Annotated in this window: 12 protein-coding genes; 7 read left to right on the forward strand and 5 right to left on the reverse strand. The window is 64.6% G+C overall.

Annotated features, from left to right (window positions below; genetic code table 11):
• Positions 1–160: 160 nt before the first annotated feature.
• Positions 161–2,269, forward strand: coding sequence for a DNA gyrase/topoisomerase IV subunit B (locus PV760_RS10365; protein ID WP_354627683.1), 2,109 nt, complete (start codon positions 161–163; stop codon positions 2,267–2,269).
• A 13-nt stretch (positions 2,270–2,282) separates the two neighbouring features.
• On the opposite strand, the gene PV760_RS10370 is transcribed toward PV760_RS10365, so the two are convergent.
• From PV760_RS10370 to PV760_RS10380, 3 genes are all read right to left on the reverse strand, one after another.
• Complete coding sequence (locus tag PV760_RS10370; RefSeq protein ID WP_354627684.1) at positions 2,283–3,485, reverse strand: MFS transporter; 1,203 nt, start codon at positions 3,483–3,485, stop codon at positions 2,283–2,285.
• 80 nt (positions 3,486–3,565) lie between these two features.
• Positions 3,566–4,552 carry a M56 family metallopeptidase gene (locus PV760_RS10375; RefSeq protein ID WP_039240773.1) on the reverse strand — a complete coding sequence of 329 codons (987 nt, stop codon included), beginning with the start codon at positions 4,550–4,552 and terminating at the stop codon, positions 3,566–3,568.
• 5 nt (positions 4,553–4,557) lie between these two features.
• Entirely contained in the window at positions 4,558–4,944 is a 387-nt protein-coding gene (locus PV760_RS10380) for a BlaI/MecI/CopY family transcriptional regulator (RefSeq protein ID WP_011774471.1), read from the reverse strand.
• 280 nt (positions 4,945–5,224) lie between these two features.
• On the opposite strand from PV760_RS10380, the gene PV760_RS10385 reads away from it, so the two are divergent.
• Genes PV760_RS10385 through PV760_RS10400 form a run of 4 tightly spaced genes read left to right on the forward strand, consistent with a single transcriptional unit; the run spans position 5,225 to position 12,375 of the window.
• A complete protein-coding gene (locus PV760_RS10385; protein WP_018778700.1) occupies positions 5,225–6,829 on the forward strand; it encodes a cytochrome ubiquinol oxidase subunit I in 1,605 nt (534 codons plus the stop codon).
• Positions 6,830–6,847: 18 nt separating this feature from the next.
• Positions 6,848–7,930 (forward strand): cytochrome d ubiquinol oxidase subunit II, encoded by a 1,083-nt coding sequence (gene cydB, locus PV760_RS10390; protein WP_079581350.1) that lies wholly within the window; start codon positions 6,848–6,850, stop codon positions 7,928–7,930.
• A gap of 7 nt (positions 7,931–7,937) precedes the next feature.
• The gene (cydD, locus tag PV760_RS10395; RefSeq protein WP_354627685.1) at positions 7,938–11,312 is read left to right on the forward strand and encodes a thiol reductant ABC exporter subunit CydD; all 3,375 of its coding nucleotides are present in this window, start codon (positions 7,938–7,940) and stop codon (positions 11,310–11,312) included.
• Between the two features lie 52 nt (positions 11,313–11,364).
• Positions 11,365–12,375: a GNAT family N-acetyltransferase gene (locus PV760_RS10400; RefSeq protein ID WP_354627686.1), complete on the forward strand. Its 1,011-nt coding sequence runs from the start codon at positions 11,365–11,367 to the stop codon at positions 12,373–12,375.
• Positions 12,376–12,378: 3 nt separating this feature from the next.
• On the opposite strand, the gene PV760_RS10405 is transcribed toward PV760_RS10400, so the two are convergent.
• Positions 12,379–12,897 (reverse strand): DinB family protein, encoded by a 519-nt coding sequence (locus PV760_RS10405; protein ID WP_018778696.1) that lies wholly within the window; start codon positions 12,895–12,897, stop codon positions 12,379–12,381.
• Positions 12,898–13,026: 129 nt separating this feature from the next.
• Here PV760_RS10405 and PV760_RS10410 point away from each other — a divergent pair, with 129 nt between their 5' ends.
• Positions 13,027–13,410 carry a VOC family protein gene (locus PV760_RS10410; protein WP_018778695.1) on the forward strand — a complete coding sequence of 128 codons (384 nt, stop codon included), beginning with the start codon at positions 13,027–13,029 and terminating at the stop codon, positions 13,408–13,410.
• An 85-nt stretch (positions 13,411–13,495) separates the two neighbouring features.
• Here the strand turns inward: PV760_RS10410 and PV760_RS10415 are convergent, their stop codons facing one another.
• A complete protein-coding gene (locus PV760_RS10415; RefSeq protein WP_018778694.1) occupies positions 13,496–16,009 on the reverse strand; it encodes a DNA gyrase/topoisomerase IV subunit A in 2,514 nt (837 codons plus the stop codon).
• A 55-nt stretch (positions 16,010–16,064) separates the two neighbouring features.
• Here PV760_RS10415 and PV760_RS10420 point away from each other — a divergent pair, with 55 nt between their 5' ends.
• Positions 16,065–18,752, forward strand: coding sequence for a bifunctional acetate--CoA ligase family protein/GNAT family N-acetyltransferase (locus PV760_RS10420; RefSeq protein ID WP_193590417.1), 2,688 nt, complete (start codon positions 16,065–16,067; stop codon positions 18,750–18,752).
• Positions 18,753–18,795: the final 43 nt, after the last annotated feature.

An 18,795-nucleotide genomic window follows, 5' to 3' on the forward strand; every position in this document is an offset into this window, starting at 1 on the left:
ACGATGCGGATCATCGGACGCCGGGAGTGGCAACCAGTACCTAAGGGCCGCGGCGGCTAGCCTAGTATGGGCAGTGTTTGCCTTGAATTACCAGCGAAATACCAGCGATATACGGCTGGGAAGCACCCTGAGTTATACCCCCGAAGGAGCACACCCCCACGTGGCACCGAGTTCTGAATACAACGCCCGGCATTTGTCTGTCCTGGAGGGCCTGGAAGCGGTCCGCAAGCGCCCGGGCATGTACATCGGCTCCACCGACTCACGTGGCCTCATGCACTGCCTGTGGGAAATCATCGACAACGCCGTGGACGAAGCCCTGGCCGGCTTTGGGCACGACATCAAGGTGATCCTGCACGCGGACAACTCAGTGGAAATCCATGATGACGGCCGTGGCATTCCCGTGGACGTCGAGCCCAAAACCGGCCTGTCCGGCGTCGAAGTCGTCTTTACCAAGCTGCATGCGGGCGGCAAATTCGGCGGCGGCTCCTACACGGCGTCCGGTGGCCTGCATGGCGTGGGCGCTTCCGTGGTCAATGCACTGTCCAGCCGCCTCGATGTCCAGGTGGACCGCGGCAGCAAGACCTATCAGATGTCCTTCCGCCGGGGTGAACCTGGCCGCTTCCTCGATGCCGGCTCCAAGACCGGACCTGATTCGCCGTTCGAACCATTCGTTGAGAATTCGGTACTGGACGTTGTGGGCAAGGCCAAGCGGGGCGTCACGGGAACCCGTGTGCGCTACTGGGCGGACCGCCAGATTTTCACCCCCGACGCGAAGTTCTCCTACGACGATCTGGTGGCCCGCGCCCGCCAGACGTCCTTCCTCGTGCCCGGCTTGCGGATCACGGTCCGCGACGAACGAAAGCTCGCCGGCACCCCCGGTGAGCACGGGGTCCACGAGGAAGTGTTCCACCACGACGGCGGTATCAGTGAATTCGTTGAATTCCTGGCAGCCGACTCCGGCGTTACCGATGTGTGGCGGCTTCACGGATCCGGGAAATTCAAGGAAACCGTTCCTGTGCTGGATGAGAACGGGCACAGCAAGATCGCCGAAGTGGAACGTGACTGCGAAGTCGATATCGCACTGCGTTGGGGGATCGGCTATGAAACCACCATGCGCAGTTACGTCAACATCATTGCAACGCCCAAGGGTGGCACGCACCAGTCGGGCTTTGAAGCTGCTCTCCTGAAGACCTTCCGTAAGGCCGTTGAAACCAATGCCCGCAAGCTCAAAGCGGGCAACGACAAGATCGAAAAGGACGACATTCTTGCCGGCTTGACGGCCGTCCTGACTGTTCGCCTGGCTGAGCCGCAGTTCGAAGGGCAGACCAAGGAGATTCTTGGAACCTCAGCGGTTCGGGCGATCGTTGCCAAGGTGGTTGAAAAGGAAATCACCGCACGCTTGTACTCGGCCAACCGTAATGACAAGGCACAGTCGGCCCTCCTGCTGGAGAAGATGGTCAGCGAGATGAAATCGCGCATCTCAGCCCGCGTCCACAAGGAGACCCAGCGCCGCAAAAACGCGCTGGAGACTTCGTCGATGCCCACCAAACTGGCTGATTGCCGCACGGATGATGTGGCACGGTCGGAATTGTTCATCGTGGAGGGTGACTCCGCGCTCGGAACAGCGAAGCTTGCGCGGTCCTCGGATTTCCAGGCGCTGCTGCCGATTCGTGGAAAGATCCTGAACGTCCAGAAGGCGTCGGTGGGAGACATGCTGTCCAACGCTGAGTGCGCTGCCCTGATCCAGGTGGTGGGCGCCGGTTCCGGCCGAAGCTTCGACCTTGATGCGGCGCGCTATGGCAAAGTCATCCTCATGACGGATGCCGACGTTGACGGTGCCCACATACGTACTCTGCTGCTGACGCTGTTCTTCCGGTACATGCGGCCCATGGTCGAAGCCGGCCGGGTGTTCGCCGCAGTCCCGCCGCTGCACCGCGTGGAAGTCATCAACCCGGGCCAGAAGGCCAACGAGATGATCTACACCTACTCCGAAGCCGAGCTTCACGTGCTCCTCGCGAAGCTGGTCAAGGAAGGGAAACGGTATAAAGAACCGATCCAGCGCTACAAGGGCCTTGGCGAGATGGACGCCCAGCAATTGGCGGAGACCACCATGGATCCCCGGCACAGGACCCTGCGGAAAGTCGGTATCGACAGTGCGCAGCGGGCGGAAGAAGTCTTCGACCTGCTGATGGGCTCGGATGTGGCACCACGCAAGGAATTCATCATCGCCGGCGCAGCAACCTTGGACCGGGAGCGTATCGACGCTTAGCCCCACCAGGGGATCACCGTGGCTCCCGGGCGGACGCTGCGTGGCTGGGGGCAGCGGCGGGCGCGGCGAACGCTGCCGCTCCCACCAGAACTGCTAGCGCACCCAGCCCCCAGGGCAGCCCTGCGGCAACGGCGATACCACCTACCAGTAACGGACCCCCGGCGTCGCCGAGTTCCCGCCCGAGCTCGGCCGAGCCCATGGTCCGGCCGAGCCTGGCCTTGGGTGTGGAATCTGCAAGATGGGCGAACGCGAGCGGCGTCGCCACGCCAATCCCGACTCCAATGAGCAAGGCCGCAGCGTAGATCCAGAGTGCCCCTGGCAAGGTGGCCGCGATCAGGATCCCCACGGCGATGCATGACAGTCCGGCGATCATCCCCGGCCTGTCGGTAAGTATGCCGCGATCCCGCAGGGCGCCAATACGTGGCTGGACTGCGGAGGACACAATGGCCAGGACAGTCACGACGGCGACGCTCCCGGCAGTGCCCAGTCCGTCCCTGGCGGCAAGGGCCGGAAGGAAGCCAACAGCAGCCCCGAGCGCCCCTGTGGCCGCTGCGAGCACCAGTGTGGAGCCCAGGAACGTCTTCCCGGTGCTCTGCCGCCACACGTCCGCCAGGGTGTACCGGGTCCTGGGCAATGGTTCCAAACGCGGCATGGAGATGAGGACCCATACGGCCACCACAAGGGCTACGCCGGACAGGACGGAGAACAGGAGCCCGAAACCGCCCGCCAGGATGGCAAAGGCGCCCAATAGCGGCCCCAGGGCGTAGCCGAGGCCTTTCCAGGAGCCGTAACGCCCAAAATAGCGGCCGGTATTGTTGCCCGCGAGCCGGGCGACACTGGCGGAGGAAGCCGGTGAAAAGGCCGATGCTGCCACGCCTTGACCGAGCCTGGCCGCGGCGAGCATGCCGGGTTGTTCAGCCCAAAGACCCGCCAAAGACGCGGCGGCGAAGGCCAGAAGCCCGCCCACGATCACCGGCTTGGGCCCGATGCGGTCGCTCAGTGCGCCGAAGACAGGCTTGAGGAAGACTTCGGCAACGTCATACAAAGCGAGCAGAATACCCAGTCCGAGAAGGCTCAGTCCGATGTCCTGGCTTTCGGCGCCAAGACCTGCGGCAACAGCATGCGCCCCGAAAGCTGTAGTGAAGCCCGCAGCATAAAGGGGCCACCGCTGGTAGGGAGACCTGCGCGCAGGGCCGGTCTTTTCGGGCGGATTCACGCCCCTAAATGTAACAAGGCGCTGTGGTGTCCTTAGGAAGCTGCGCTGCTGGCACTGTGGGCGGAGCCCATCCCTGCCGGCTAACCGAGCAGACCGGGCACAATCAACAGCGCTGTGGGAACGGCCAGCAGCATCGCCGAGGCAGCAAGGACCAGCACCCTCAGTCCCTTGGTGAGGGGCGGCTGCGGCGAGAGCAGCCGACTGACGCGTGACGCCGTCGTGCGCGGTGAATCGGCACCTCCGGTGGCGCTGACGCCGTTGCCTTCGACGACGGCGCCGCCACCTTTCAGTGCTGCGGCGCTGACGGCCGGCTGCGAGCTGCCGCTGGCAACGATGGCGATTGCCTTGATGAGCGTCCCTTTGCTTTCGGTCCGAAGCGCAACGTCGTCCGCCAGCATCTCGATCAGGGAGTTCACGGCTGTCTGGGCGAGGCGGGTTGTGGGAAACCAGGGGAGGGCCTGGCGCCAGGCAGCGAAGGCCCACAGCAAAAGATCGTGCCGCTGGGAAAGATGGGCGTTCTCATGGATGAGGACGGCCCGCAGCTCGGCTGGATCGAGTGCGGCCATGAGGCCATCGGACAGGACCGTGACCGAACGGGCGCCGCCGGGCAGGCAGTAAGCAACCGGGGACTCATGGTTGATCACGACGGTCCCGGGACCGTCGTCGGAGGGTGATGCCAGCAGCGCGAGAAGTTCCCGGTGCCGGCGACGCTGGCGCTCGATCTTGTAGTACGTCAGCAACAGGGTGAAAACGAGATGCGCGGTCAGGAGTGCGGCGGCGGAGAGGGCAAAAAGGTGCCAGAAACCCAAAGCAGTGGTGGGCTCATTATTGAACACCATTCCGGCCAGGCTCCTGAGGCCGGCAAGGAGGTTGTCGCCAATCGGTTCCAGACCGTAGACCAGCATGGCGCCGATCATCGACAATCCACCGGCAAGGGCTATGGCCTGCCACAGCACCATGGCGGTGAAGGGCGACCGTGCCGGCCACTGTGCGCGCGACAGCAGGACGGGAACCGGCCACGCCAGAATCAATGCCAGGACCGCAAGCAGGTATGAGGTCCAGAACATAGTGGCTAATTGTAGCCGAGCAGTTTGCGCAGGGTAGCGGCTTCACTTTCGGTGACGGAGCCGATGAAGCGGGCAAGGACAGCCTCACGGTCCGGAGCGGAGCCCAGGACTTCGTGCATCAGTTCCGCAGTGTGGTCGGCGCGGCTGGAGACTGCCTGGTAACGGTGCGGGCGTGTTCCCCGCTCGCGTTCCACCAGACCCTTCTTTTCCAGGCGTGACAGCACGGTCAGGACGGTGGTTACTGCCAGGTCTTTGCCTTGATGGCCTGCGGTGCCGTCGCCGGCCTCCGAGTCCTGCGCCAGAAGATCGCGCAGCGTATTGGCGGTTGCAGCTTCCTGGCCTGCCCAGAGCAGATCCATCACTGCCCGTTCCAGTTCCCCAAGACTTGCCATCGTTACTTCCCTACCTTCCGCTTCCTGCTGCAGGGTTACTGCCGCGGGGAGCGATGATCCAACATTCCACAATAAATCTACCGCTTTTCCTACGCTGATTCTACGTGAGGTAGAACTGTCGGCGCGCCGCCACGCCCGGTGGCCTCTTGCGCGTGGCCGATGCCACTTGAAGAATGGGTTTCGTTGCCCGGCATTTGTTCTACACTGTGTAGAAGAGAAGTTTTCTACGCCATGTAGAACTAACGTCATCGTACTTCGGTCCACCGCACAAAGGACAGCCATGGACGCCTTGGAAATCGCACGCTGGCAATTCGGTATCACTACCGTTTACCACTTCATGATGGTGCCCCTCACCATTGGGCTGGGTTTGGTCGTGGCCATCATCCAGACCATGTGGTACCGCACGGGCAAGCCCGAGTACCTGCGCATGACCAAGTTCTGGGGAAAGCTCTTCCTGATCAACTTCATCATGGGCGTGGCCACCGGCATCGTCCAGGAATTCCAGTTCGGCATGGCCTGGAGTGAGTACAGCCGCTTCGTCGGTGACGTGTTCGGGGCGCCCCTCGCTCTCGAAGCGCTGCTGGCATTCTTCGTGGAGTCCACGTTCCTTGGGCTTTGGATCTTTGGCTGGAAGCAACTGAAGCGCGGCGTCCACCTCGCCTGCCTGTGGATCGCGGTCATCGGCTCGGTCTTCTCTGCCTACTTCATCATTGTGGCCAACTCCTGGATGCAGCACCCCGTGGGAGTTGAAATGGTGGACGGACGCCCCGTCATGACCGACGCCTGGGCCGTCTTCACCAACAACACTGCCCTGGTAGCGGTGCCCCACACCCTGTTTGGTGCGCTGGCCGTCGCCGGAGCCTTCCTCCTGGGAATCGCCTGGTACCACCTGTGGCGTCGGCGCCACGATGGGATCGACACCGTGGGCAAGGACGGCCGGATCATTCCCGGTGATGCGCCGCAGATCCCCGGGCGGGACAAAGCCGACTACACAGTCTGGATGAAGTCCCTGCGCATCGGCGCCGTCGTGGCCATGATTTCCTTCGCAGGAACGGCCTTCACCGGCGACCTCCAAGGCAAGCTCATGTTCGAACAGCAGCCCATGAAGATGGCTGCAGCGGAAGCGGCCTGCCACGATGGAACAGGGTTCTCGATACTGAGCGTCGGAAACGTGGGCTCTTCCAACTGTGAAGATGTCGTGGCCGTCATCGAAGTGCCGGGCATCCTCTCCTTCCTGGCCAAGGGAGACTTCACCACCGAGGTCAAGGGAGTCAACAGCCTGCTCGGCGAGTACAAAGAGAAGTACGGCACCAATCTGCCGGACAACCCGCTCTACGGCGACCGTGCCGGACAGGAAATCCAATACGTTCCCGTCATGGAAGTGACCTACTGGGGCTTCCGCATGATGATCGGATTCGGCGGCGTCGCAGCCCTCGCCGCGCTGCTGGCCCTCTGGGTAACGCGTAAGGGCGTAGTCCCGGAGTCCAAGTGGCTCATGCGGATTGCGGTCTTCGGAATCCTGGCGCCCTTTGGCGCCAACGCCGCAGGCTGGATCTTCACCGAAATGGGCCGGCAGCCGTTCGTCGTTGCTCCTAATCCGGATATGAACGGCATCGACCAGGTCTTCATGTTCACCGCCGCTGCGGTGTCCCCAGGGGTCAGCGCAGGGGAGATCCTGACTTCGCTGGTAGTGCTTACGGCAATCTACGCGGTGCTGCTGGTGGTGGAAGTGAAGCTGCTGGTCAAATATGTCCGCGGTGGCGTTGCTTCCGCGATGCCGGAACTGGGGCATGGCAAAGACAAGGACGGGTCCCCGAACGGGGATGGCAAAGACAACGACACTCCGGACAAGTCCGGCGACGACGTCCTGGCATTCGCTTACTAGGAGCAGGGGAAACTGACAATGGAACTGTTGCCAACCATTTGGTTCGTGGCCATCGCCGTCCTGTGGACCGGCTACCTCTTCCTTGAGGGCTTTGACCTCGGCGTGGGCATGCTCATGAAGCTGTTCGCACGAAACAACACCGACCGCCGGGTACTGCTGAACACCATCGGTCCGGTCTGGGACGGAAACGAGGTGTGGTTGCTGACCGCAGCCGGCGCTACCTTCGCCGCCTTCCCGCTCTGGTACGCGTCTCTGTTCTCCGCCCTCTACCTGCCGCTCCTGGCAGTCCTGGTTGCCTTGATTTTCCGGGCCGTTGCCTTCGAATACCGGGGCAAGGTCGATTCCGAACGCTGGCGCAACCGCTGGGACTGGGCCATCGCCGTCGGCTCCTTCGTTGCCGCTTTCGGCATCGGTGCAGCACTTGCGCTCACCACCACGGGCCTGCCCCTGAACGCCAACGGAGACCGGGAGGGCGGCCCGATGTCCTGGTTCAGCGGCTACGCGCTTCTGGGTGGCTTCGGAGTGGTGGCCTTCGCCCTGGTGCACGCCCTGGCATTCCTTGCCCTCAAGACCGACGGCGAGGTGCGGCACCGTGCCCGCCGCTGGTTTGTGCGGTTGGTCCCGGTCGCGGTTCTGCCGATGTTCGGGTGGATGGTGGCAGTCCAGTTCCTCAGCGGCAAGCCATGGACGTGGGCTCTGGTAGCTGCCGCCGTCATCGCAGTGGTCCTGGCCTGGGCACTGGCCCGCGCAGGCTCCGAGGGACGGGCCTTTGGAGCCCTGGGTGCATTCATTGTCTGCGCCACTGCCTCAATCTTCGGAGCGGCATTCCCGGTGGTTATTCCCTCCACGATCGATCCCGCCTTCAACCTGACCATCTCCACGGCTTCTTCCTCGGACTACACGCTGGGCCTGATGAGCATTGTGGCTGCCGTGGGGCTGCCGTTGGTGATCGCCTACCAGGCCTGGACCTACTGGGTCTTCCGGCGGCGTGTCAGCGCGGCACACATTCCTGAGGCACACGGCTTCCTCCCCGCCATCGCGGCAAAAGTACTCGTTTCCAAGGAAGGCGCCTCCTCCAACCCTGCGCAACCGGGAAAATAGCCGCCTCATGAAACCGGTGTTTCCTTCCGGACAGGCCACCCGCTCGGCGCTCTACGTCCTGGGGCTGATGTCCGCGCTCAAAGCGCTGTCCCTTGTCTTGATGGCGCAGGCTGTGGCCACAATGCTCGCCGGTCTCGCAGCGGGTTCCGGTGACTGGAACAGTGACCTGCTGTGGGGTGCGGCCGGGGCCGTGCTGCGGTCACTGACCGTGTGGGGACAAGGAATTGCGGCACGTCACGCCGCTCTGGGTGTCAAAGAGGAACTACGCGTGCGGCTGCTCAGGCGGTCCCTGGGCGACGGCGGTTCGGCCCCTGTTGAAGGAATGAACGACGGCGGCCTGGCGATACTGGCGACGCGCGGGCTGGATGCGCTGGACGACTACTACACCCAGTACCTTCCCGCTTTGGTCAATTGCGCCACGGTTCCCTTATTGATCGGAGCGCGGATCCTCTTCGCCGACTGGGTAAGCGCCGTGGTCATCGTCCTGACTGTGCCGTTGGTGCCCCTGTTCATGGTGTTGATCGGACGACACACCGAAGACCGCGTCCGGGATGCGCAAACCACCCTGCGGAAACTCTCCGGCCACATCCTGGAACTGGCCAAGGGGCTGCCCGTATTGGTGGGGCTCGGCCGCGCCAGCGAGCAACGCGCCGCATTGGAAGACATCTCCGAGCAGTACCGCAGCAGGACCATGGGTACGCTCCGTACTGCTTTTCTCTCCGCGCTTGCCCTTGAACTCATCGCCACCATCTCGGTAGCCGTGGTTGCAGTATTCATCGGTGTCCGGCTCGTAGCAGGGGACATGGCCCTGGAAGCGGGCCTCCTGGCCTTGATCCTCGCCCCTGACTGCTACCTGCCACTGCGGGAGCTCGGCACCGCGCATCACGCCAGCGACGACGGCCGGGCAGCCCTCGAAACAACCAACGCCGTACTGGAAGCTCCCCGGCACCGACGCGTCACGGACGCGACGCGCCGTACGGAGCCCGCCGACGTCGTCGTCAGCGACTTGTCGGTGACGTACCGCGGCAGGACCGCTGCCGCCGTCGGACCCCTCGACTTCACTGCCCCGCAGGGGAGCATCACAGCCCTCGACGGCGACAGCGGCGCCGGAAAGAGCACCGTCCTGGGAGTGCTGGCGGGACTCATCGGCAACGGGCCGGGAGCCCGCGTCACAGGTACCGTGGCGGGGGTGGCTCCTGCAGCCGTGGCATGGGTTCCGCAGCATCCCGTCATGGCAGCCGACAACGTGCAGAAGGAGATCGAGCTTTACCTTGACGGGTTCGAAGGCAACACCGCCGAAGCGGTGGCCAAGATCCTCAGCAGGGCATCCGCCGGACACCTGGCAGCGAAGCACCCGGCTGAACTGAGCCCGGGCGAACTGCGCCGTGTGGCCTTGGCCCGCGGTCTGGCCCGCGTCGAGGCAGGCGCAACGCTGCTGCTCCTCGATGAGCCCACCGCTCACCTGGACGACGACTCGGCCGCCGCCGTCCGTCGCGCCATCGAATCGCTTCGCGGCACGGCCACCGTCATCCTGGTGGCCCACGACTCCGCCACCCGTGCGCTCGCTGACCACCTTGTAGCCATCGGACACAAGGCAACACCTGTCGGGACAGCCGCCGCGGCCGCCGCGCAGCCGGTCGCCTGGACCGCAACGGGCACCGGAACGGGCACCGCGCGGGAACCGGCTGAGGCCCTCGGCAGCGCCGGGCCGTTCAACGTCACGGACCGGTCGCGTGCCGGCAGCGTTCGCCTCCTGGCGGCCATCCTCAAACCTGTCCGCTGGAAGTTCGCAGCCGCCGGCGTCGTGGCGGTGCTGGCCGCACTGTTCGCTGTCGCCCTGTCCGGCCTGTCCGGCTGGCTCATCATCAGGGCCAGTCAGCAACCACCCATCCTCTACCTGCTGGGCGCCATCGTTGGCGTCAGGTTCTTCGGCATCGGACGGGCCGTGCTGCGGTATTGCGAACGTCTCCTGACCCACGACGCCGTGTTCGCGGCCATGACACGGCTTCGCGGATCGCTCTGGTCAACCCTGAGCCAGCGGGCGTTGTCGCTGCGGCGCCTGCTGCAGGGCGGAAACGTTTTGGGATCGATCGTGGACGATGTCGATACACTCCGCGACCTCCTGCCCAGGGTGGCCCTGCCACCCCTTACTGCGGTAGGAGTTGGCGGCGCGGCCATCGCAGCGACCGCCATCGTCGTGCCTGCCGCGTTGCCCGCCGTGGTGATCGCCGCCGTGGTGGGACTGGTGGTTGCTCCTGTCCTGGCTGTCCTGGCTGACCGGAACGCCGCACAGGCCGAACGACAGCTGCGTTCGGTGGTGCTCCGGGGAGTTGCTGCGGCACTGGATGCGAGGGCTGAACTGAGTGCAAACAACGTCAGCGAACCTGTGATCGGATCACTGGAGGGCAAAGACCGGGCCGCCACCGTGTCGGCCAAGCGCGCCGCATGGGCCGAGGGTCTGGGCCAGGCAGTGATCGTCCTCGCGTGTTCTTTGTCGGCACTCTGGGCAGGCGCTCTCAGCGCTCCCTCCGTGCTCGAGGGTACGGTGGCTCCGGAGCTCGCCGCTGTCATTGTCCTGATGCTGCTGGCCCTGGTGGAACCCTTCGCGGGCATCGTCTCCGCGACGCGTCAGGCACCGGCGCTCGCGGCCGTCCTGGGAAAGGTGGCCTCCTCCGGCGCTTTGGACTCAACGGACGGTCCCCGGGGCCGGGAAAACCACGACGACGGTCCGCTGCCTTTGCCTGACCGGCCCGGCAAGGAGGGACTCGAGTTGCGCGGTGCGGCTGCAGCGTGGCCAGGAGGGCCCACCGTCATCTCCGGACTCAACGCCGTGGCCGCACCGGGCCGCTGGTTGGCCGTCACGGGACCGTCCGGGGCCGGCAAATCCACACTGCTCTCGGTCCTGCTGGGCTTCCTTCCCCTCACGGAAGGAACGGCAAAGCTGAGCGGTACTGCCGCGTGGTGCCCGCAGGAAGCGCACCTCTTCGACTCCACAGTGCGGGGCAATCTCCTTCTTGGCCGGCCAGCGGCCGAAAAGCCCGGCGAAGCGGACATGTACAAGGCGCTGGCCGCCGTCGGGCTTGATGCCGTAGTGGCGGCCCTGCCGGGGGGCCTGGATGCGCGCATCGGGCCGGGTGGTTCCTTCCTCAGTGGTGGCGAGCGGCAGCGTCTCGCCATGGCCAGGACACTGCTGACGGGCGCCTCCGTCCTGTTGCTGGACGAACCAACAGCACATTTGGACGCAGGCTCTGCGCGGGAAATGATGGCTGTGCTTCGCAAGGGTCTGAAGGACGTCACCGTGGTCCTGGTGACCCACAACCCTGATGACATAGACCCCTCGGATGCGCGGCTTGAGCTGTCCGCCGCAGGAACCGGTGCGTAGGCCGGGCGCGGCGGAACTGGTGGGAGGGCCTACTGCTCAGTAACCTGAGGGCATGCCTTTCAAAGATGCAAGCCATGCCATGCCCGACCCGGAGGTCACCGGCCTCCAGTGGCGCCCTGCCAGCATGGCGGACCTGGACGGTTGGGCCGGACTGATCGCCAGGACGGCCGCCGTCGAACAACCGGTCTGGTATGAAAAACGCGGCGACCTCGTCCACATCCTGGAGTCCGGCAAGAATCCACCCGAAGCGAACACCCTGCTGGGCATGGACGCCAAGGGCGTGCCGCGTGCCTACGGCCGCATCGCCAAGAACCCCGGCGGCGACAAAGCAACCGGGATGGCGTGTGTTGACCCCGAATGGCAGCAACGTGGCATTGGCTCGGCGGTCCTTCTCTGGCAGGAAGAGCAAACGCGCAGCCGCTTCGAGGCGGACGCGGCCGACGGCCATCCTGTAACCCCGCCCCGGCTCCGGGTCCAAACCGAAGAGAAGCACGAGCACCAGGCGAAACTCCTGATGGGGCACGGTTATGGTGCCGTGCGATGGTTCAACGAAATGCACAGACCGTTGGCTGGCCGGATCCCGGATGCGCCGTTGCCCGCCGGGCTGGAACTCCGGACCCTGGATTCCTCCCTCTTCGAGGAAGTGCGCCTGGCCCACAACGATGCCTTCCGGGACCACTGGGGGAGTGAACCACGCGACGAGGAATCGTGGCGCTTCACCATCGAGGAACCCACAGGGCGGCACGACCTCAGCGCCGTAGTGATCGACAGTTCCACGGGTGCCGTGGCCGGGTATCAACTGACCAGCCATGATCCCCAGTCCGCCGTGGAGCGCGGCTTCAAGGAAGGCTACACCGAGCTCCTTGGCGTCCGACGCTCCTACCGGGGCCGTGGCATCGCCCAGGCTTTGCTCGCGGACGCCATGCGCCGCTACGCCCTGGCAGGGATGGACATAGCGTCCCTGGACGTTGACTCTGCGAATCCCACGGGAGCGCTGCAACTGTACCTGGGCATGGGCTATGCCCCGGTGAACCGCAGCATGACGTGGGAAAAGATGCTCTGACGACTACCCATCCACGTCGTGAAGGTGATGGACAACGTCGTGCAGGAAGTACTGGGAGAACGTCAGCACAGTAAAAGCTGAACCGTTGCTCCGGGTCCCGGTGCGCTGCCAGTCGTCCTCCACGACGCGCGCAAAGGACTCGGCGATCACGGTGCCTTCCGCCTCGAGTTCATCAGCCACGGCACGGGGATCAGCGGAATCGTATTCACCGTCGATCGCGGCCTGGTCCTGGTCCCAGTTGGCGAAACGGGCGTCGTCCTCTGCGAGCATCAGGTTCAGGCGCTGGTCGAAAAGGCTGAAGACGTCGCGGACGTGGCACGCGTATTCCAGGGGCGACCACGTATGGTCGTTCGGGCGCACGGCTGCGTCTTCCCGCCGCAGGACGGCCCGCCACCGCGGAAGCATGTTCAGGACGGTGCCTGGCACCGTTGCAGGAGTCACCGTTGAGGGGTCGAAACCACATTCGGGGCAGGGCTCGGAGAGGACCCAGGTCCAGTCCTTTTCATCAGGGATGATCGGCATGCGGCCAGTCTAAGCTCATCCCGGCCACAGCCCGTTACAGGTCAGGAAATATGCTGCCCTATTGCGATTTCTTCCCATACCGGCCAGGAGTAAAGTTCGTTCCGGGGGGAGAGCCGGAAAGAGAAAACAATGCTCAAGGATCAGCAGGTTGGTGCCGTTCTCCCGGCACAGGACATAGCCCGGGCCCGCGCTTACTACAGCGAGAAGCTCGGACTGGAACCCGAAAATCCGGACGCCGACGACAACCTCCAATACAGGTGCGGCGACGGGACCGGATTCTTCGTGTATCAGACGCCGAATGCGGGGACGGCGAAGAACACCCAAATGGGCTGGACCGTCAGTGACGTCAGGGCCACGGTGGAGGAGTTGCGCGGCAAAGGAGTCACGTTCGAGGACTACGACTTCCCCGGACTGAAGACCGAAGACGGCGTGGCGACCATGCCCGACGGCAGTGCCGCAGCGTGGTTCCTCGACAGCGAAGGAAACATACTGAGCATCAACCAGAACGGCTAGCCCGGCTGGCGGCCTCGCGGCCGCTGCGAGGCAGAGGCTGGAGGTCGTCTGGAACCTCCGGCCTCTGCCATGCCCGGTGCGGGCACTATTCTGAGGCGTCAGCCCACGTCATGCTCGGACCAATGGCTTCAACCGGCTGTGACAACGGGACGCCGGAGCCATCGCGCCTTCCGTGCTCGTGGGGGAGGGCGCGTGCCACCCCTGCCGCGGACGACGCCTTGGCCGGTCCATGCCCGGCCCACGCCAGAAGCAGAGTGTCTTCGCCCTTAAGGAAACGGTGGACGCGGACGCCACCGGTGGCGCGGCCCTTTGCCGGATACTCCTCGAAAGCTGTCACCTTCGCGGTACCAGGGGCCGTGCCCGGCAGCGCACCCGTGGTGCCGGCGATGGTCACCACGACGGCGGCGGAATCGTTGGTGCGCACGGCACCGAAGTGGATCACCTCGTCACCGGCGGCAAGCTTGATACCGGCCATACCGCCGGCCGTGCGTCCCTGCGGGCGGACGTTGGAGGCACTGAACCGCAGCAACTGGGCTTGCCTGGTCACGAAGACGAGATCGACGTCGTCCTCCTGGGCGGGCTCCACGGCGAGAACCGAGTCCTTGTCCTTCAGGGCGATGATCTCCCAATCCTCGCGGTTCAGCGGGTAGTCCGGCTGAACGCGCTTCACCACTCCCTGCCGCGTACCGACGGCCAGAACCGCGTCCAAGGGGACAAACGCGATGAGCGTTTCTCCCTTGAGAAGCGTGATGAAGTCCTTGGCAGGAACGCCTCCAGCCAGGTTGGGAAGCCCTGAGACAGGCGGCAGCACCGGCATATCCATGACCTGCAGGCGCAGCATCCGCCCCTGCGATGTCACGGCACCGATTTCTCCACGGGCAGTGGTCTTGACCACGGAGCGGAACACATCGTGCTTGACGCGCGGACCGGCTTCAACCAACGGCTCCTGGTTGGAGGTCCTGGCAATCTGCCCGGAGGTGCTGAGCAAGGCCCAGCAGGGGTCGTCCGGAATCTCCAGGGGAAGGGCTGCTGCCTTCCCCTTGGGACCTGGCGCGGCGGCCAGGGCGGCGGCAACCGTGGGGGATACGGCCTCGGATTCCAGGAGCACAGTCCGCCGTGGCGTGCCGTACTTTTCGGCGACGACGCCCAGCTCTCCCGACACGAGGTCGCGAAGCAATTCGTCGGAGGCCAGGATGGCTTCGAGCGCCTCGATTTCCCGGCGCAGTTCGTCCTGTTCCTTCTCCAGTTCAAGCCGTGAATACTTGGTCAGCTGCCGCAACCGTAGCTCCAGGATGTAGTTCGCCTGGATCTCGGTGAGGTCGTAGATGGACATGAGCCGTTCGCGGGCGGCCGCTGCCTCATCCGAGGAGCGGATGATCTGGATGACCTCGTCGATGTCGACAATCGCGATCAGCAGACCTTCCACCAGGTGGAGGCGGTCCTTCTTCTTACCGAGGCGGAAAGCTGTCCGCCGGCGGACCACGTTGAGGCGGTGTGCCACATAGACCTGGAGCAGTTCCAGGAGGCCGAGCGTCTGCGGTTGCCCATCCACCAGCGTGACATTGTTGATCCCGAAGGAATCTTCCATGGGCGAGTAGCGGTACAACTGCTGCAGCACGGCATTGGGATTGAAGCCGTTTTTGAGCTCGATCACCAGACGCAGACCGTGGTTGCGGTCCGTGAGGTCCACGACGTCGCTGATGCCTGTCAGCTTCTTGGCATTGACGGCATCCTTGATCTTCTCGATGACCTTTTCGGGGCCCACCATATAGGGGAGTTCCGTGACCACCAGGCCGGTGCGGCGGGCGGACAACTGCTCCACCTCCACCTTGGCACGTGTCTTGAACGATCCACGACCGGTGGCATAGGCATCCCGGATCCCGTCCAGACCCACGATGCGGCCGCCCGTGGGCAGGTCCGGACCGGGGATGAAGCGCATGATCTCATCAAGGGTGGCGTCGGGGTTGGCGATCAGGTGCCGGGCGGCCGCAATGACTTCTACCAGGTTGTGCGGAGCCATATTCGTCGCCATGCCAACGGCAATGCCGGTAGTGCCGTTGACCAGCAGGTTGGGGAAAGCTGCAGGAAGGACTTCGGGCTGCGTGAGCTGGTTGTCGTAGTTCGGGACGAAGTCCACCACGTCTTCATCGAGGTGGTCGGTCATGGTCAGCGCAGCAGCCGCCAGGCGTGCCTCGGTGTAACGCGGAGCCGCCGGGCCGTCGTCGAGCGAGCCGAAGTTGCCGTGGCCATCGATCAGCGGCAGGCGGAGCGAAAAGTCCTGCGCCATGCGGACCATGGCGTCGTAGATGGCCGCGTCGCCGTGGGGGTGGAGCTTTCCCATGACCTCGCCCACAACACGGGCGCTCTTGACGTGACCCCGGTCAGGGCGCAGGCCCATGTCGGACATCATGTACAGAATTCGCCGTTGGACAGGCTTCAGGCCGTCGCGCGCGTCCGGAAGGGCGCGCGAGTAGATCACCGAGTAGGCGTACTCCAGGAAGGAGCCTTCCATCTCGGACGTGACGTCAATATCGACGATGTTCTCGGTGAAATCGCCGAGCGGTTCGGCTTTGCGTGCGGAAGATTGGCTGCGGGCCATGGGGTCGGTGGATCCTTGAGAGTTGTACTGCGGATGTTTTAGCTAGGCTAAGCCTATGGTGGATCAGCCCGGCGTCGGCATTTATCCGGAATATTGGGAGGCCGATGTCGTGCTGCGCGACGGCGGAACGGCCCACCTCCGCCCGATCAGGCCCGAGGACGCCGAGGCTTTGCAGGCTTTCCACGCAGGTCAGTCGCAGGCGTCCATCTACATGCGGTTCTTTTCCTTCAAGCCCAAACTGTCCGGCAAGGAAGTGCGGCGCTTCACCGAGGTCGACCACATCAACCGCGTGGCGTTCGTGATCACCATCGGTGGCGAAATCATGGGAATAGGCCGCTACGACCGGCTCGATGATCCCAGCGAAGCCGAGGTGGCCTTCAACATTTCCGACGCCCACCAGGGGCGCGGCATCGGTTCGATCCTCCTGGAGCACCTCGCCGTGGCCGCCCGGGAGAACGGCATCCGGCGGTTCACCGCCGAGGTCCTGCCGGACAACCGCAAGATGCTGATGGTCTTCGCCGACGCCGGGTATGACCTCAAGCGCCACTTTGACGACGGCGTGGTGAGCGTCGAGTTCAACATCGACCCCACGGAAAAATCGCGGGCAGTCATGGAGTCCCGTGAGCACCGCGCTGAGGCGCGCAGCGTACGCGACCTGTTGTCGCCGTCGTCGGTGGCTGTCATCGGTGCCAGCCGCAAATGGGGGACCGTCGGCTATCAACTGCTCGAGCACATCATTGAAGGCGGCTTCAAGGGACCTGTCTATGCAGTCAATCCGGAGGCGTTCGAGCTCGCCGGCATGATCTCGTTTTCGAAACTGTCCGAAATTCCAGGGCCCGTCCAGCTGGCCATCATCGCCGTTCCCTATGACGAAGTGCCCAAGGTGGTGGACGAATGTGCCGCCACAGGAGTCAAGGGGATCGTTGTGGCCACGGCAGGATTTGCCGACGACGGCGAGCGGGGCCTGGCACGCCAGCATGAGCTGGTTCGGCGGGCACGGGCCAACGGCATGCGCGTGATCGGTCCGGAATCCCTCGGGATCCTGAACACCCACCCGGCCGTTTCCTTGAACGCGTCCATGGCCCCCGCCATGCCGCCCCGGGGAAGCCTTGGCCTGTTCAGCCAGTCGGCCGCCGTGGGTGTGGCGGTGTACGCGGCCGCCAGCCGCCGTCGATTGGGGTTGTCCTCGTTCCTGTCCGCAGGCAACCGCGCTGACGTTTCGGGTAACGACGTCATGCAGTACTGGGAGGACGACGCCGACACGTCCGCCGTGGGCCTCTACCTTGAGTCCATTGGCAACCCGCGCAAGTTTTCGCGGCTGGCGCGCCGCCTGTCGCGCAACAAGCCGGTGATCGTCGCCAAATCCGACGTCACTGGCCTCAGCCTGCCGCCCGGGCATGAGGTCCGGACCACGCAGGCGCCCGCTGCGGCCCTGGATGCCATGATGCGGCAGGCGGGCGTGATCCGCGTGGACACCATCGAGCAACTCATGGACATCGCCCAGATCGCCTCCTCCCAAGCGCTGCCGCAGGGCCCGGGATTGGCCGTGTATTCGAACTCGGTTGCGCTGGCGAAGGTGGTGGCGGACAGTGCCGTGCCACTGGGCCTGGACGTCAACCGCCTGGTGACCGACGTGGACCTCGATGCCGGAATGTCCCTCGCTCTGCCGGCGCTCAGGGCCAGTCTGCTGGAGAGCCTCGCGGACACCTCCGTCCATGCTGTGGTGGCTGCCCTCCTCCCGGCCCGCGGCCTGACAGTTGAGGCCTTGGCCAGCGTCCTGGCCGAGTGCGCTGCGGAGGCGGGAAAGCCCATCATCGCGGCCTTCACGGGAATCCTGGACCCCTCCGTCCACGTCGAGGGAATGGTAGGAGCTGACGGTAGGCCACCGCTGCCCTGTTACTCCAATGCCGGGGCAGCTGTAGCTGCGTTGGCGTCGATTGTCCGGTACGCCCAGTGGCGGGACCGCGACCAGGGACTCTTCGTTGAACCTGAAGGCTGCGACGTCGACGGCACCAGGGACACACTCGCGGCGATGCTCGCCGGTGTCACGGGTGAAAAGATCAGGAAGCTCGACGCCGGTGCAGCTGCGGCCCTGCTGGCCGGCTACGGTATCGAGGTGCTGCCCAGCTTCGGTTTCGGCACGGATGAGGAAGCCGTCAGTGCCGCGGACAAGGCGGGCTGGCCCGTGGTGCTGAAAACTACCGACCCGGCGCTTCGACACCGGCTTGACCTGGGCGGCGTGCGGCTGGACATCCAGGACGCCGGATCCTTGCGCCAGAACATCGCACAGATGCGCCGGGCCCTGGAGCCCTACGGCTCTCCGTCGCTGGAAGTGCAAGCCATGGCCCCCGTGGGGCAGGCGTGTACCTTCCGTGCCATGGAGGACCCGCTCCTGGGGCCCGTCGTGTCGTTCGGACTGGCCGGTGACGCGGTGAACCTCCTGGATGACTGGGCCCACAGGGTGCCGCCACTTTCGGCCGCGGATCTTCACGATGTCATTCGATCGCCTCGTGCCTCCAGGAAGCTCTTCGGTTACCAAGGGCTCCCGGCCGTTGATGTCGCTGCCCTTGAAGACATCGCAGCCCGGCTCGCCAAACTCAAGGACGACCACCCTGGGATTGCATTGGTTGAGTTCAACCCCGTACTTGCAGGCCCGGCAGGCGCCACGATCCTCGGAGCCGAGGTGTGGATCGGCAACGCGGCCCAGCGTACCGACAGTGCCCGCCGTGCGATGCGAAGTTAGCCACAGGGGCACGGTGCGCGGTTAGGAAGTCACCATGCGATCT

The sequence above is a fragment of the Paenarthrobacter sp. CC6 genome, assembly GCF_040560085.1.
Lineage (GTDB): Bacteria > Actinomycetota > Actinomycetes > Actinomycetales > Micrococcaceae > Arthrobacter > Arthrobacter nicotinovorans.

What these genes read in the sequence shown, in the direction of transcription:
- PV760_RS10415 (WP_018778694.1), bottom strand. Translation starts at nt 16,009, where the DNA reads ATGGCCCGCAGCCAATCTTCCGCACGCAAAGCCGAACCGCTCGGCGAT.
- PV760_RS10385 (WP_018778700.1), top strand. Translation starts at nt 5,225, where the DNA reads ATGGACGCCTTGGAAATCGCACGCTGGCAATTCGGTATCACTACCGTT.
- PV760_RS10380 (WP_011774471.1), bottom strand. Translation starts at nt 4,944, where the DNA reads ATGGCAAGTCTTGGGGAACTGGAACGGGCAGTGATGGATCTGCTCTGG.
- PV760_RS10375 (WP_039240773.1), bottom strand. Translation starts at nt 4,552, where the DNA reads ATGTTCTGGACCTCATACCTGCTTGCGGTCCTGGCATTGATTCTGGCG.
- cydD (WP_354627685.1), top strand. Translation starts at nt 7,938, where the DNA reads ATGAAACCGGTGTTTCCTTCCGGACAGGCCACCCGCTCGGCGCTCTAC.
- PV760_RS10420 (WP_193590417.1), top strand. Translation starts at nt 16,065, where the DNA reads ATGGTGGATCAGCCCGGCGTCGGCATTTATCCGGAATATTGGGAGGCC.
- PV760_RS10410 (WP_018778695.1), top strand. Translation starts at nt 13,027, where the DNA reads ATGCTCAAGGATCAGCAGGTTGGTGCCGTTCTCCCGGCACAGGACATA.
- PV760_RS10400 (WP_354627686.1), top strand. Translation starts at nt 11,365, where the DNA reads ATGCCTTTCAAAGATGCAAGCCATGCCATGCCCGACCCGGAGGTCACC.
- PV760_RS10405 (WP_018778696.1), bottom strand. Translation starts at nt 12,897, where the DNA reads ATGCCGATCATCCCTGATGAAAAGGACTGGACCTGGGTCCTCTCCGAG.
- cydB (WP_079581350.1), top strand. Translation starts at nt 6,848, where the DNA reads ATGGAACTGTTGCCAACCATTTGGTTCGTGGCCATCGCCGTCCTGTGG.